The sequence below is a fragment of the Metapseudomonas otitidis genome (genome assembly GCF_011397855.1).
Lineage (GTDB): Bacteria > Pseudomonadota > Gammaproteobacteria > Pseudomonadales > Pseudomonadaceae > Metapseudomonas > Metapseudomonas otitidis.
Genome location: NZ_AP022642.1, coordinates 5053713 through 5066321, shown reverse-complemented (window position 1 = coordinate 5066321; position 12609 = coordinate 5053713). Strand labels below are relative to the sequence as shown.

13 protein-coding genes are annotated in these 12609 nt (G+C 69.7%); 8 read left to right on the top strand and 5 right to left on the bottom strand.

The window, feature by feature from the left end; all coding sequences use genetic code 11:
* The first annotated feature begins 30 nt into the window (after nt 1-30).
* From PotMrB4_RS23420 to PotMrB4_RS23395, 6 genes are all read left to right on the top strand, one after another.
* Nucleotides 31-780: a class II aldolase/adducin family protein gene (locus tag PotMrB4_RS23420; RefSeq protein ID WP_394354045.1), complete on the top strand. Its 750-nt coding sequence runs from the start codon at nt 31-33 to the stop codon at nt 778-780.
* Nucleotides 780-1664, top strand: a complete 885-nt coding sequence (locus tag PotMrB4_RS23415) for an alpha/beta fold hydrolase (protein WP_044411397.1) — start codon at nt 780-782, stop codon at nt 1662-1664. The genes PotMrB4_RS23420 and PotMrB4_RS23415 overlap by 1 nt, the downstream gene beginning before the upstream one ends.
* Nucleotides 1661-2191 carry a DUF1569 domain-containing protein gene (locus PotMrB4_RS23410; RefSeq protein ID WP_074970731.1) on the top strand — a complete coding sequence of 177 codons (531 nt, stop codon included), beginning with the start codon at nt 1661-1663 and terminating at the stop codon, nt 2189-2191. Before PotMrB4_RS23415 ends, PotMrB4_RS23410 begins: the two co-directional genes overlap by 4 nt.
* Before the next feature lie 129 nt (nt 2192-2320).
* Nucleotides 2321-2572 carry a hypothetical protein gene (locus PotMrB4_RS23405; RefSeq protein ID WP_044411391.1) on the top strand — a complete coding sequence of 84 codons (252 nt, stop codon included), beginning with the start codon at nt 2321-2323 and terminating at the stop codon, nt 2570-2572.
* Nucleotides 2573-2713: 141 nt separating this feature from the next.
* Entirely contained in the window at nt 2714-3625 is a 912-nt protein-coding gene (locus tag PotMrB4_RS23400) for an SDR family oxidoreductase (protein ID WP_107330440.1), read from the top strand.
* Nucleotides 3626-3748: 123 nt separating this feature from the next.
* Complete coding sequence (locus PotMrB4_RS23395; RefSeq protein WP_172434613.1) at nt 3749-4519, top strand: crotonase/enoyl-CoA hydratase family protein; 771 nt, start codon at nt 3749-3751, stop codon at nt 4517-4519.
* Here the strand turns inward: PotMrB4_RS23395 and PotMrB4_RS23390 are convergent.
* The 5 genes from PotMrB4_RS23390 to PotMrB4_RS23370 form a co-directional block, all read right to left on the bottom strand.
* Nucleotides 4501-5412, bottom strand: a complete 912-nt coding sequence (locus PotMrB4_RS23390; RefSeq protein WP_172434612.1) for an alpha/beta hydrolase — start codon at nt 5410-5412, stop codon at nt 4501-4503. The genes PotMrB4_RS23395 and PotMrB4_RS23390 overlap by 19 nt on opposite strands.
* Before the next feature lie 85 nt (nt 5413-5497).
* Nucleotides 5498-6283, bottom strand: a complete 786-nt coding sequence (locus tag PotMrB4_RS23385; RefSeq protein WP_172434611.1) for an AraC family transcriptional regulator — start codon at nt 6281-6283, stop codon at nt 5498-5500.
* A gap of 76 nt (nt 6284-6359) precedes the next feature.
* Entirely contained in the window at nt 6360-6704 is a 345-nt protein-coding gene (locus PotMrB4_RS23380; protein WP_044411379.1) for a cupin domain-containing protein, read from the bottom strand.
* A gap of 47 nt (nt 6705-6751) precedes the next feature.
* Nucleotides 6752-8158, bottom strand: a complete 1407-nt coding sequence (locus PotMrB4_RS23375; RefSeq protein ID WP_172434610.1) for an NAD(P)/FAD-dependent oxidoreductase — start codon at nt 8156-8158, stop codon at nt 6752-6754.
* 98 nt (nt 8159-8256) lie between these two features.
* On the bottom strand, nt 8257-8994 hold the full coding sequence (locus tag PotMrB4_RS23370) for an AraC family transcriptional regulator (RefSeq protein ID WP_044411493.1): 738 nt from the start codon (nt 8992-8994) through the stop codon (nt 8257-8259).
* Nucleotides 8995-9232: 238 nt separating this feature from the next.
* Here PotMrB4_RS23370 and PotMrB4_RS23365 point away from each other — a divergent pair, with 238 nt between their 5' ends.
* Nucleotides 9233-11092 (top strand): DUF1302 domain-containing protein, encoded by a 1860-nt coding sequence (locus PotMrB4_RS23365; RefSeq protein ID WP_044411373.1) that lies wholly within the window; start codon nt 9233-9235, stop codon nt 11090-11092.
* 15 nt (nt 11093-11107) lie between these two features.
* On the top strand, nt 11108-12475 hold the full coding sequence (locus PotMrB4_RS23360; protein ID WP_074970741.1) for a DUF1329 domain-containing protein: 1368 nt from the start codon (nt 11108-11110) through the stop codon (nt 12473-12475).
* Nucleotides 12476-12609: the final 134 nt, after the last annotated feature.

Below are 12609 nucleotides of genomic sequence, written 5' to 3'. Positions count from 1 at the left end.
ACCGCTGCCCAGACTCCGCCCAGCCCCTCCATGAAGGACCAGGTCTCCGCCGCCGAGTGGCAGACCCGCGTCGACCTGGCCGCCTGCTACCGCCTGATCGCCCTGTACGGCTGGGACGACCTGATCTTCACCCACATCTCCGCCAAGGTGCCCGGCACCGAGGACTTCCTCATCAACCCCTACGGGATGATGTTCCACGAGATCACCGCCTCCAGCCTGGTGAAGGTCGACCTGGCCGGCAACAAGCTGATGGACAGCCCCTACGACATCAACCCCGCCGGCTACACCATCCACAGCGCCATCCACGAAGTGCGCCAGGACGTCGGCTGCGTGCTGCACATCCACACCCCCGCCGGCATCGCCGTCTCGGCGCAGAAGCAGGGCCTGCTGCCGCTCTCCCAGCAATCCCTGTTCGTGCTCGCCAGCCTGGCCTACCACGGCTACGAAGGCGTGGCCCTGCACCACGAGGAGAAGGCCCGCCTGCAGGCCGACCTCGGCAGCGCCAACTTCATGATCCTGCCCAACCACGGCCTGCTCACCGCCTTCGGCAGCATCGCCGACGCCTTCCTCGGCATGTTCACGATGCAGCGCGCCTGCGAAGTGCAGGTGATGGCCCAGAGCGGCGGCGCCGAGCTGATCCACATCCCGCAGCAGATCCTGGACGGCGCCCGGCAGATGATCGCCGGCGTGATGAAGAGCCCCACCGGCATGGGCGGCGCGCTGCCGTGGCCGGCGCTGCTGCGCAAGCTCGACCAGCAGAACCCCGGGTACCGCGACTGATGGCCCTGCCGGGCATCCCCCTGGGCGACTGGCGCGCCCAGGGCCGCGACCTGCTGTTCCATCGCCACCGCATCCGCTACTGGGAGGCCGGGCAGGGCGAGCCGCTGCTGCTGATCCACGGCTTCCCCACCGCCGCCTGGGACTGGCACTACCTGTGGCAGCCCCTGGCCGAGCGCTACCGGGTGATCGCCTGCGACATGCTCGGCTTCGGCGACTCCGACAAGCCGCGCGGCCACGACTACCGCCTGCTGGAACAGGCCGACCTGCAGCAGGCCCTGGTACGCCACCTGGGCATCGACGGCCCGGTGCACCTGCTGGCCCACGACTACGGCGACAGCGTCGCCCAGGAGCTGCTGGCGCGGCACCACGAAGGCCGCGCCCGGATCGCCAGCTGCGTGTTCCTCAACGGCGGGCTGTTCCCCGAGACCCACCGCCCGGTGCTGGTGCAGAAGCTGCTGCTCAGCCCCCTGGGACCCCTGATCGGCCGGGGCTTTTCCCGCGCCAAGCTGGGAGCGAACTTCGGCAAGGTCTTCGGCCCGGCGACCCAGCCTTCGGCAGCGGAGCTGGATGACTTCTGGAGCCTGGTGGCCGCCCACGATGGCCCGGCGGTGATGCACCGGCTGATCCGCTACATCCCCGAGCGCCGCGAGCAGCGCGACCGCTGGGTGGCCGCCATGCAGAAAGGCGGCGTGCCGCTGCGGGTGATCGACGGTGCCGTCGACCCCATTTCCGGCGCCCACATGGTGGCGCGCTACCGCGAACTGATCCCCGAGCCCGACACCGTGCTCCTCGAACACATCGGCCATTACCCGCAGACCGAGGCACCGAGCCAGGTCCTGCAGCATTACCTGGCGTTCCGCCAGGCCCTGGAGAGCACCACATGAAACGACGTCGACTCCTGCAACTGACCGCCCTCGGGAGCGTGGCCGCTGCAGGCGCCGGTTACTGGGCGCTGCCCCGCGCGGTGGCGCCGGCGCCCGTCAGCCTGGAGGCGGCCCAGCGCCTGCTGGCCGGTTGGGAAGGGCGCACCCTGGTCAGCCTCGCCGGCTGGAGCCCGGCCGAAGTGTTCAACCACTGCGCCCAGAGCATCGAGTTCTCCCTCACGGGTTATCCACAGCTCAAGCCGGCCTGGTTCCGCCACAGCGTCGGCCCGCTGGCCTTCGACCTCTTCGCCGCCCGGGGCGCCATGCGCCACCCGCTGGACGAGGCCATCCCCGGTGCCCCGGCACTGGATGCCCCGCTCGCCCAGGCCGAGGCCCTGGCCCGCCTGCAACGCGCCTTCGCCGACTTCGCCGCGCACACCGGCGAACTGGCCCCGCACTTCGCCTACGGCGCCCTCGATCATGCCGAGTACGCCCAGGCCCACGTCATGCACCTGTACGACCACCTCAGCCGCCTGCGCCTCGCCTAGGGGCGTTTCCCGGAGCCGTCCGGTAGTGCATTCGGAATTGTCCGGCAGCCTGCCAGCGGCTCCGCGGCCTAGCATCGCGGCCTCCTTTCCAAGATGCGCCCGGGCCCTGTGCCCGGGCTCGGAGGTCACATGCTGTACAAGCTGCTGGTGCTGCTGCACCCCTTCTTCCGCATTGCCGGGCGTGGCCTGGCCGTGCTCCTGCTGCTGGCCAGCTTCGGCCTGGTGGCCTACGCCGCCTACTACGAGAACGCCCCCTGGGTCTGGTTCAGCTGCGTCGGCTGCTTCGTCGCCTGCCTGTTGGTGACCCTGCTCTGCACCTTCTACAACTGGTGGCTGTTCAAGCTGCGCCCGCGTGGCGCGCTGTTCATGCCCTTCGACTGAGCCGCCGCCGGGCGCTCTGCGACGCGCCCGGCCATCCCCCGCCGTTATCGCTCACCATTCATGCCCGTCCACCTTTCTTGTCGGCCGGGCGGCACTGCAGGACACTCGGCCGATACCCGAAACTGCCCTGGAGTCCATTGCATGAGCGAATCGATCCGTTTCGAAGACAAAGTGGTCATAGTCACCGGCGCCGGTGGCGGTCTTGGCCGCGCCCATGCCCTGCTGTTCGCCAAGCATGGCGCCAAGGTGGTGGTGAACGACCTGGGCGGCAGCACCCATGGCGAGGGCGCCAACGCCTCCGCCGCCGACCGCGTGGTGGCCGAGATCCGCGAAGCGGGCGGCACCGCCGTGGCCAACCATGACTCCGTCACCGACGGCGACAAGATCGTGCAGACCGCGCTGGACCACTTCGGCCGCATCGATGTGGTGGTCAACAACGCCGGCATCCTGCGCGACAAGACCTTCCACAAGATGGAAGACGCCGACTGGGAGCTGGTCTACAAGGTCCACGTCGAAGGCGCCTACAAGGTCACCCGCGCCGCCTGGCCGCACCTGCGCGAGCAGGGCTATGGCCGGGTGATCTTCACCTCGTCCACCTCCGGCATCTACGGCAACTTCGGCCAGTCCAACTACGGCATGGCCAAGCTCGGCCTCTACGGGCTGACCCGCACCCTGGCCATCGAAGGCCGCAAGAACAACATCCTGGTCAACGCCATCGCCCCCACCGGCGGCACCCGCATGACCGAAGGCCTGATCCCGCCGCAGGTGTTCGAGCAGCTCAAGCCCGAGCTGGTCAGCCCCCTGGTGGTGTTCCTCGGCAGCGAGCAGTGCCAGGAAACCTCCGGCCTGTTCGAAGTGGGCGGCGGCTGGATCGGTAAGGTGCGCTGGGAGCGCAGCCTGGGCGCCGGCTTCGACCCGCGCCAGGGCTTCAGCGTCGAAGACGTGGCCGCCAGCTGGCAGCAGATCTGCGACTTCGAAGGCGCTGCCCACCCGGCGGACAACGTCGAAGCCCTGAAGGAAATGATGGCCAACCTGCAGAAATACACGGGTTGATCCCGCCAGACTCCTAGGGGATTCCGCCAGCAGGCTGAACACCTCCCCGGGAACGCACTAGGGTGAAGGCCGGCAATCTTGCCGGCCTTTTTCTTGCCTGCGTTTACCCCCAAGGAGTTCCCGATGAGCATCCGCGTCGAAAAACACGGCCCCATCACCACCCTGATCATCGACCGCCCGCAGGTGCGCAACGCCGTCGACCGCCCCACCGCCGAGGCCCTGGCTGCGGCGCTGCGGGCCTTCGAGGCGGACGATGACGCGCGGGTGGCGGTGCTCACCGGCAGCGGCGGCACCTTCTGCGCCGGGGCCGACCTGGCGGCGGTGGCCGAGGACAGCGCGCGGCGCAACCGCCTGGAGGCGGACGGCGACGGGCCCATGGGACCGAGCCGCATGCAGCTGGCCAAGCCGCTGATCGCCGCCATCGAAGGCCATGCCGTGGCCGGTGGGCTGGAACTGGCGCTGCTGGCAGACCTGCGGGTGATGGCCGAGGACGCCGTGCTCGGTGTGTTCTGCCGGCGCTTCGGCGTGCCGCTGATCGACGGCGGCACCGTGCGCCTGCCGCGCATCGTCGGCCAGGGCCGGGCGCTGGACCTGATCCTCACCGGGCGCCCGGTGCAGGCCGACGAGGCGCTTGCCATCGGCCTGGTGAACCGCGTGGTGCCGGCCGGGTCGGCGCTGGAAGCAGCGCAAGGCCTGGCGCGGGAGATCGCCGCCTTTCCGCAGCGCTGCCTGCTCGCCGACCGCGCCAGTGCCTACGCCCAATGGGAGCTGCCGTTCGAGGCCGCCATCGCCCACGAATTCGAGGGCGGCCTGGCGGTTATCCACAGCGGCGAAACCCGCCTGGGCGCCCAGGCCTTCAGCGCCGGGAAAGGCCGTCACGGCCGCTTCGACTGATCCATCAGGTGCTGGCGGAACCACGCCAGCGCCTCTGCCATCGCCTGGGGCGCATGCCGGGTGTAGGGCTCGAAATGCCCGTCCGGCAGCAGCACCAGCCGCTTCGGCTCCCGGGCCTGCTGGTAGGCGGCCAGGGCCAGGTCGGTGGGGGTCACCGTGTCGTGTTCGGCCACCAGCAGCATCAGCGGCGTGGGGCTGACGCGTTCGATGCAGCTGCCCGGTTCGTACTCGCTGGCCCGCTCGCTGGAGCGCAGGGTCACGCGGTTCTGCCAGTCCGGCGCCAGGGTGGCGCTGGCGCCGTAGAAGGCGCTGGCATCGGCACCGGGGTAGAGGCCGGGCGCGTCGCCTTCGCTGATCACCCGGCGGTAGCTGGGCGGCTGCCCCTGGTAGCGGGCCAGGCGGTCGGCCTGGAAGGCCTCCCGCGCAGCATGCAGGCCCGCCCCCGCGCGCCGCAGGAAGCTCTGGTGGCCGCTGATGGTGGGCACCTGGGCGACCACGCAGCGCACCCGCCGGTCCAGCGCGCCGAGCACGATGGCGTGGCCGCCGCTGTAGCTGGAGCCCCAGACCCCCAGGCGGCTGGCGTCCACTTCCGGGCGCAGGCTGGCCCAGGTGAGCACCTCGCGCAGGTCGTCCACCTGCTGCCACGGGTCGATGTCCTCGCGCGGTTCCCCACCACTGGCACCGAAGCCCCGGTGGTCGCAGAGCACCACGGCAAAGCCGGCCTCGGCGAAGTGACGGGCGAAGGCATCCAGGTGCAACGCCTTGAGCGCTGCGAAGCCGGGGCTCATCAGCAGCAATGGGAAGGGGGCCGGGGCATCCGGCAGGTAGTACCAGGCGTCCAGTTCGATTCCGTTGACCGGGATGCGCAGGCTGTGGCGGTGGACAGTGGGCATGGCAGGGCTCCTCGTGGCAGAGGCTCCCAGGGTAGGGCGGGCGGTGGCGGTTGGCCGTCGGTCATCGGCCAGTTACCGGCGCTGATCAGCCAGCCTCGTTGCGCCAGGCCTTCGGCGACTTGCCCATCAGCCGGCGAAACGCACTGGTGAAGGCTCCGCTGGATTCGTAGCCCAGGTCCGCCGCGATGCGCGTCACCGCCTCGCCCCGCTCCAGCCGGGGCAGGGCTGCCTGGATGCGGGCCCGCTGGCGCCAGAGCAGGAAGCTGGTGCCCAGCTCGGCCCGGAACAGCCGCGCCAGGGTGCGCGTCGAGGCTCCCACCTGGGTGCCCCAGTCCGCCAGGCTGCGGGGATCGCCCGGCTGCTCCAGCAGGCCCAGACAGAGCTTCTGCAGGCGTGGGTCGCGGGGCATCGGCAGGCGCAGGGGCACGGCGTGGGCCTGGCGCATCTCGTCCAGCAGCAGGTGCATCAGGTGCGCGGCGCGGCTGTCGGGGGGCGTCCGGCCGTCCACCGGCAGGGCGCGGGGCAGCAGCTCGCGCAGCAGGGGGCTGACCATCAGGCTGTAGGGCGCATCGGGTAGTTCGGCCGGGGCTTGGTCCGGGCGCAGGTACACCGTGCGCAGCGCCACCGGCCCTCGGGCCCGCAGCCGGTGGGGCAGGCGCGCGGGCATCCACAGCGCCTGCTGCGGCGAGATCAGCCAGCAGCCCTGGCCACAGCTCAGTTCCATCACCCCGGTGGTGGCGTAGATCAGCTGTGCGCCCTCGTGCCAGTGCTCGGGGGTGCAATGGCCGTCGGGGTAGTCGCGGGTCACCGGGCGCAGGCGGGCGTCCGGGGCATCGAACACGGGCAGGTGGCGGGGGGAGGGCGCGGGCATGCGGCGTACCAGGGAGGGGACCGCCGGCACTCTGCCCGAGGTGCCGGTCGGTTTCCAGGGCCCGAAGGCCCCGGGATCAGCGGCTGATGATGACGTAGGTCTTGCGCAGGGTTTCCTTCACGTCCCACACGCCCAGGCTGTTGGCGGGCAGCAGCAGGGCGTCGCCGGCCTTGATCTCGATGGGCTCGCCGCCGTCCGGGGTGAAGGTGCAGCTGCCGTGGGTGAAGTGGCAGAACTCCTGCTCGAGGATCTGCCGGCGGAACTTGCCGGGGCTGCATTCCCATACGCCGGTTTCCACGCCGTCGGTGCGCTCGACGGAATGCACGCGGGTATGGGGCACCGGCTCACCGACGGGTACCGGCACCGGGCTGGGTTCGGACAGGGGCAGGGTGTGGGTGTTCTGCAGCAGGGTGGCTTTCATGCAAGGGCTTCCAATCAGGGGGGAGGGGGCTGCGCGGCGGGGCCGCGTCAGCGCATGAGGCTTTCCATGAAGGCGGCCAGGCGCGCGGCCAGGGCTCGCCGCCAGGGGGCGCTGTGGGGGTTGGCCAGCACCCGGTCCTCGTGGACGAAGCTGCGGATGATGGCGTTGTAGCCGAGCCAGCGGCAGGGCTCCGGCTCCCAGGCGGCGAGGCGATCCAGCGGGCCGTCGCCGAGTACCCAGGGCTGGCGGGTGAGCAGCGTCTCGCGGCCGAGGATGAGGTCGGCCAGGGTGCGCCCGCCCAGGTTGGTGGCGCCGACGCCTTCGCCGCCGTAGCCGCCGGAGAGGGCGATGCCGTTGGCGCGGTCCACCAGCATGTGCGGCTGGAAGCGCCGGGCCATGCCGAGGTTGCCGCCCCAGCTGTGGGTCAGGCGCACGTTGCGCAGCATGGGGAACAGCTCGCCGAACAGGTAGCGGCGCAGGCCCACTTCCTCTTCGTCGAGGTTGAAGTCTTCCCGCAGGCGACCACCGAAGCGGTAGCCGCCCCGGGCGCCGAAGGCCAGGCGGTTGTCGGCGGTGCGCTGGCCGTAGGTGACCTGGCGGCTGAACTCGCTGAACGCCTGGCCCTGGGCCAGGCCGATCTCGGCCCAGGTGGACTCCGGCAGCGGCTCGGTGGCTACCAGCAGGCTCTGCACCGGCAACTGGTAGCGCCCCAGGGGCGGCAGCGCGGCGGCGTAGCCTTCCACGGCAGGCACCACCCAGCGCGCCTTCACCTCGCCCTGCAGGGTGGTGACCCGGCCCGGGGCCCAGTCGGTGACCCGGCTCTGTTCGAACACCTGCACGCCGAGGCGCTCCACGGCGCTGGCCAGGCCGCGCACCAGGCGGGCCGGCTGGATGGTGGCGCAGTGCGGGCTGTAGAGGCCGCCCAGGGCGCCGGCCACGCGGATGTGCCCGGCCAGTTCGTGGGGCGCGAGCCAGCGGTAGTCGTCGTCGTTCAGGCCTTCGGCGTGGAGGTCGTCGAGGTAGTGGCGCAGGCGGGTTTCCTGCTCCGGGTAGCGGGCCGCGCAGTAGAGCACGCCGCCCTTGCGGTAGTCGCAGTCGATGCCCTCGCGGGTGAGCACCTCGGCCACCTCGTCGGGGATGCCGTGGAGCAGGTCCCAGCTGGCGCGGCGCTCCTCGCGGGAGAGCTTGGCCAGGGCGCGGTCCTCGCCCAGCAGGTTGCCCATCAGCCAGCCGCCGTTGCGCCCGCTGGCGCCGAAGCCGGCGATTTCCGATTCCAGCACCACCACCTTCAGTTCGGGCGCCTGGCGCTTGAGGTAGTAGGCGGTCCACAGGCCGGTGTAGCCGGCGCCGATGATGGCGACGTCGGCCTCCAGGCTGCCGCCCAGGGCCGGGCGGGGCGTGAGGGGCTCGTCGAGCTGGTCCATCCACAGGCTGATCGATTTCCAGGCCGGCATGGGCATTCCTCGGGTCTAAAGGGATCGTGGGCGGCAAGCCTAGTGGCTGCCGGTCGCCTTGTCGTGCGCGCGGGCACGCCGACAAGGCAGCGGGGCGCTCAGCCCTCGGCCTGCAGGCGCTTGAGGTAGGCCTTGGGCGACAGGCCGGTGTGCTGGCGGAAGCAGCGGTAGAAGGCCGAGAGGGAGTTGAAACCGGCGGCGAAGGCCTGCTCGTCGATGCGTGCCACCGAGCGCTGCGCCTCCAGCTGGGCCAGCAGGTGACGCAGGCGCGCCTGGTTCACGTACTGGTAGAAGCTCTGGCCGAGCATCTGGTTGAGCAGGTAGGAGATCTGGTTGCGGGTGTAGCCGGTGGCGGTGGCCACCTGGTGCAGGTCCAGGGCCGGGTCGAGGTAGGGCTGGCTGCGCTGGAAGTAGTCCTCCAGGTCCCGTGCCAGCAGGCTCAACTGGCGGGCGGAGAGGCCCAGGCGGCTGGCGGCCGGGCGGCTGGAGCGCTCGGGCTCGCCGCTGGCGCGGGCATCGGCCACCAGCAGGGCGTACTCGTTGATGCGCCAGATCAGCCCGTCACGAACGGTAATGGCCTCGCTGGTACGAAAGGTACCGCTGCGGCCGACCCGCAGGCTGTACTGGATGAAGGCGGTGTCGCCGTCCACGCGGATGCGGTCGCTGTGCACCAGGAAGTCGTCCGGGGCGCTGGGCATGGTGGCGCGCACGTAGTCGCCCAGCTCCGCCAGGCGCATGCAGCGGTTCTGGAAGAAGTCGTTGTATTCCACCTCGGGGTGGTAGAGGGCGAGCACGGCGTCGATGTCGCGCGCCTTCCAGCTCAGGTGGTAGCGCATCACCACCTCGCGGGTGGCCAGGGTCTGGGCGTCGGTGTCGTTCATGGCGGTGGCCGGTGGGGCAAAGCGGGGAGGATGCCAAAGCCCCGCGAGGCCTAACAAGGCCCTCTGAGACGCCTGTGGTGGCGGTGGATTCACTCTTTCGAGCGACAGGGATGAATCCCTCCTTGGTGCGCTTATCGCCTGCGCGGGTGACTGGTTAGGGTGGTGCCCTCCTTACACCCACCAGGAAAGCCGCATGACAAAAACAACAACGCGCGCAGTTTTCCGGCCGCACGCGCTGGCCGTCGCCATCACCCTGGGTTGCGCCACCCAGGCCCAGGCCGTGAACTTCAACATCGGCGAGATCGAGGGGCAGTTCGACTCCTCGCTCTCCGTCGGCGCCAGCTGGTCCATGCGCAATGGCGACCCGGACCTGATCAGCACCGTGAACGGCGGCAAGGGCCAGTCGTCTACCGGTGACGACGGCCGCCTCAACTTCAAGAAGGGCGAGACCTTCTCGAAGATCTTCAAGGGCATCCACGACCTGGAGCTGAAGTACCGCGACACCGGCATCTTCCTGCGGGGCAAGTACTGGTACGACTTCGAGCTGAAGGACGAGGACCGCCGCTTCAAGCCCATCAGCGACCACAACCGCAAGGAAGGCTCCAAGTCCGCCGGCGCGCAACTGCTGGATGCGTTCGTCTACCACAACTACAGCATCGCCGACCTGCCGGGGAACGTCCGCCTCGGCAAGCAGGTGGTGAGCTGGGGCGAGAGCACCTTCATCGGCAACAGCATCAACTCCATCAACCCGGTGGACGTCTCCGCCTTCCGCCGTCCCGGCGCCGAGATCAAGGAAGGCCTGATCCCGGTGAACATGTTCTACCTGTCCCAGACCCTCACCGACCAGCTCAGCGTGGAAGGCTTCTACCAGCTGGAATGGGACCAGACCGTGCTGGACAACTGCGGCACCTTCTTCGGTGGCGACGTGGCCGCCGATGGCTGCGTGACCGGCTACACCGTGGGCTCCCCGGCCATCGCGCCGCTGCAGCCCATCGCAGCGGGCTTCGGCCAGGGCTTCCAGGTGGCCCGCGAAGGCGTGATCCTGCCCCGTGGCGGCGACCGCGACGCCCGCGACTCCGGCCAGTTCGGCGTGGCCCTGCGCTGGCTGGGCGACGAGACCGAGTACGGCGCGTACTTCATGAACTACCACAGCCGCACGCCGTTCGTGGGCACCAAGACGGCCACGGGCGTACTGGCGACGGCTGCCAACCCGCTGTTCGGCCAGACCCTCGAAGCCGCCGTTTGCGCAAGCCTGGGGCGTCCGGCCGGTTGCTCCGTGGGCAACCCCGCCATTGCCGCTGCCGTGGCTGCAAACGGTGCCGGGCTCGCCCAGAGCATGGCGCTCGGCAACGGCCGCTACTACCTGGAATACCCCGAGGACATCCGGCTCTACGGCCTGAGCTTCTCCACCACCCTGCCCACCGGCACCGCCTGGAGCGGCGAGATCAGCTACCGCCCGAACGCGCCCATCCAGCTCAACACCAACGACGTGACCCTGGCCCTGGTCAACCCGCTGGCAGGGGGCACGGCGTCTCCCATCGCGTCCCGTGAGGGCGCCGACAACACCGGCTACAAGCGCAAGGAAATCACCCAGGTACAGACCACCCTGACCCACTTCTTCGACCAGGTCCTGGGCGCCGAGCGCCTGACGCTGGTGGGCGAGGTCGGCCTGGCCCGCGTCGGCGGCCTGGAGAACCCGCGCGAGCTGCGCTACGGGCGTGACTCGGTGTACGGCACCTACGGCTTCGGCGGCGACACCCACGGCTTCGTCACCCGCACCTCCTGGGGCTACCGCACCCGCGCCGTGCTGGACTACGCCAACGTCATCGCCGGCATCAACCTCAAGCCCAACGTGGCCTGGTCCCACGACGTCGACGGCTACGGCCCCAACGGCCTCTTCAATGAAGGTGCCAAGGCCCTGAGCATCGGCCTCGACGCCGACTACCAGAACACCTACACCGCGAGCATCAGTTACACCGACTTCTTCGGCGGCAAGTACAACACCCTGGTGGACCGCGACTTCCTCGCCGTCAGCTTCGGCATGAACTTCTGAGTGGACGAAACGACTATGCGCAAGACCCTCCTGCAAAGCACCGCCCTGGCCCTCAGCCTGCTGGCCAGCCAGGTGATGGCCGCGGTTTCCGCCGATGAAGCCGCCCAGCTCGGCACCACCCTCACCCCCCTGGGCGCGGAGAAGGCCGGCAATGCCGACGGCAGCATCCCCGCCTGGACCGGTGGCATCGGCAAGGATGCCGGCGCCGTGGACGCCAAGGGCTTCCTCGCCGACCCCTTCGCCAACGAGAAGCCGCTGTTCACCATCACCGCGCAGAACGTGGACCAGTACAAGGACAAGCTCTCCGACGGCCAGGTGGCGATGCTCAAGCGCTACCCCGAGACCTACCGCATCCCGGTGTACCCCACCCACCGCACCGTGAACGTGCCCCAGGCCGTGCAGGACGCCGCGAAGAAAAGTGCGCTGTACGTCCAGCCCATCAACGACGGCAACGGCCTCGCCCACTTCGCCGAAAGCCGCTACTACGCCTTCCCCATCCCCAAGAGCGGCGTGGAAGTGATCTGGAACCACGTCACCCGCTACCGGGGCGGCAACCTGCGCCGGGTCATCACCCAGGCCACGCCCCAGGTGAACGGCTCCTACACCCCCATCCGCTTCGAGGAAGAAGTGGCCGTGCCCCAGGAAATGCCCGACCTGCCGGCCGCCAAGGGCGAGAACGTGCTGACCTTCTTCAAGCAGCAGGTCACCGCCCCCTCGCGCCTGGCCGGCAACGTGTTGCTGGTGCACGAAACCCTCGACCAGGTGAAGGAGCCGCGCCTGGCGTGGATCTACAACGCCGGCCAGCGCCGCGTGCGCCGTGCGCCCCAGGTCGCCTACGACGGTCCCGGCACCGCCGCCGACGGCCTGCGCACCTCGGACAACTTCGACATGTTCTCCGGCGCACCGGACCGCTACGACTGGAAGCTGGTGGGCAAGAAGGAGATGTACATCCCCTACAACAGCTACAAGCTGGACTCGCCTTCGCTCAAGTACGACGACATCATCAAGGCCGGCCACATCAACCAGGACCTGACCCGCTACGAGCTGCACCGCGTGTGGGAAGTGGTGGCCACGGTGAAACCGGGTGAGCGGCACATCTACGCCAAGCGCCACATGTACATCGACGAGGACAGCTGGCAGGTGGCCCTGGTGGACCACTACGACGGCCGTGGCCAGCTGTGGCGCGTCGCCGAGGGCCACGCCCAGTTCTACTACCACCATCAGGTGCCGGCCTACACCCTGGAAGCGCTGTACGACATCATCGCCGGCCGCTACCTGGCCCTGGGCATGAAGAACGAGGAGAAGCACAGCTTCGAGTTCGGCTTCGTCGGCAAGGCCGCCGACTACACCCCGGCCGCCCTGCGCAACGCCGGCGTTCGCTAACCGCTCCACCCGCGCACAAGGAGGTGTGCGGTCCCTTGCTTGTCAGTGACGCTTGATAGCGGCCTTCGGGCCGCTTTTTTGTGGCCGTGCTTCCGCTTCGATGCATCGGGGGCCTGCGGCCGCCGTCTCCCCGG

Bases quoted from the DNA above. Each gene is read 5' to 3' on its own strand.
- PotMrB4_RS23395 (WP_172434613.1), top strand. From the start codon at position 3,749: ATGAGCATCCGCGTCGAAAAACACGGCCCCATCACCACCCTGATCATC.
- PotMrB4_RS23370 (WP_044411493.1), bottom strand. From the start codon at position 8,994: ATGCGCTACCACCTGAGCTGGAAGGCGCGCGACATCGACGCCGTGCTC.
- PotMrB4_RS23400 (WP_107330440.1), top strand. From the start codon at position 2,714: ATGAGCGAATCGATCCGTTTCGAAGACAAAGTGGTCATAGTCACCGGC.
- PotMrB4_RS23390 (WP_172434612.1), bottom strand. From the start codon at position 5,412: ATGCCCACTGTCCACCGCCACAGCCTGCGCATCCCGGTCAACGGAATC.
- PotMrB4_RS23385 (WP_172434611.1), bottom strand. From the start codon at position 6,283: ATGCCCGCGCCCTCCCCCCGCCACCTGCCCGTGTTCGATGCCCCGGAC.
- PotMrB4_RS23380 (WP_044411379.1), bottom strand. From the start codon at position 6,704: ATGAAAGCCACCCTGCTGCAGAACACCCACACCCTGCCCCTGTCCGAA.
- PotMrB4_RS23375 (WP_172434610.1), bottom strand. From the start codon at position 8,158: ATGCCGGCCTGGAAATCGATCAGCCTGTGGATGGACCAGCTCGACGAG.
- PotMrB4_RS23415 (WP_044411397.1), top strand. From the start codon at position 780: ATGGCCCTGCCGGGCATCCCCCTGGGCGACTGGCGCGCCCAGGGCCGC.
- PotMrB4_RS23410 (WP_074970731.1), top strand. From the start codon at position 1,661: ATGAAACGACGTCGACTCCTGCAACTGACCGCCCTCGGGAGCGTGGCC.
- PotMrB4_RS23365 (WP_044411373.1), top strand. From the start codon at position 9,233: ATGACAAAAACAACAACGCGCGCAGTTTTCCGGCCGCACGCGCTGGCC.
- PotMrB4_RS23360 (WP_074970741.1), top strand. From the start codon at position 11,108: ATGCGCAAGACCCTCCTGCAAAGCACCGCCCTGGCCCTCAGCCTGCTG.
- PotMrB4_RS23420 (WP_394354045.1), top strand. From the start codon at position 31: ATGAAGGACCAGGTCTCCGCCGCCGAGTGGCAGACCCGCGTCGACCTG.
- PotMrB4_RS23405 (WP_044411391.1), top strand. From the start codon at position 2,321: ATGCTGTACAAGCTGCTGGTGCTGCTGCACCCCTTCTTCCGCATTGCC.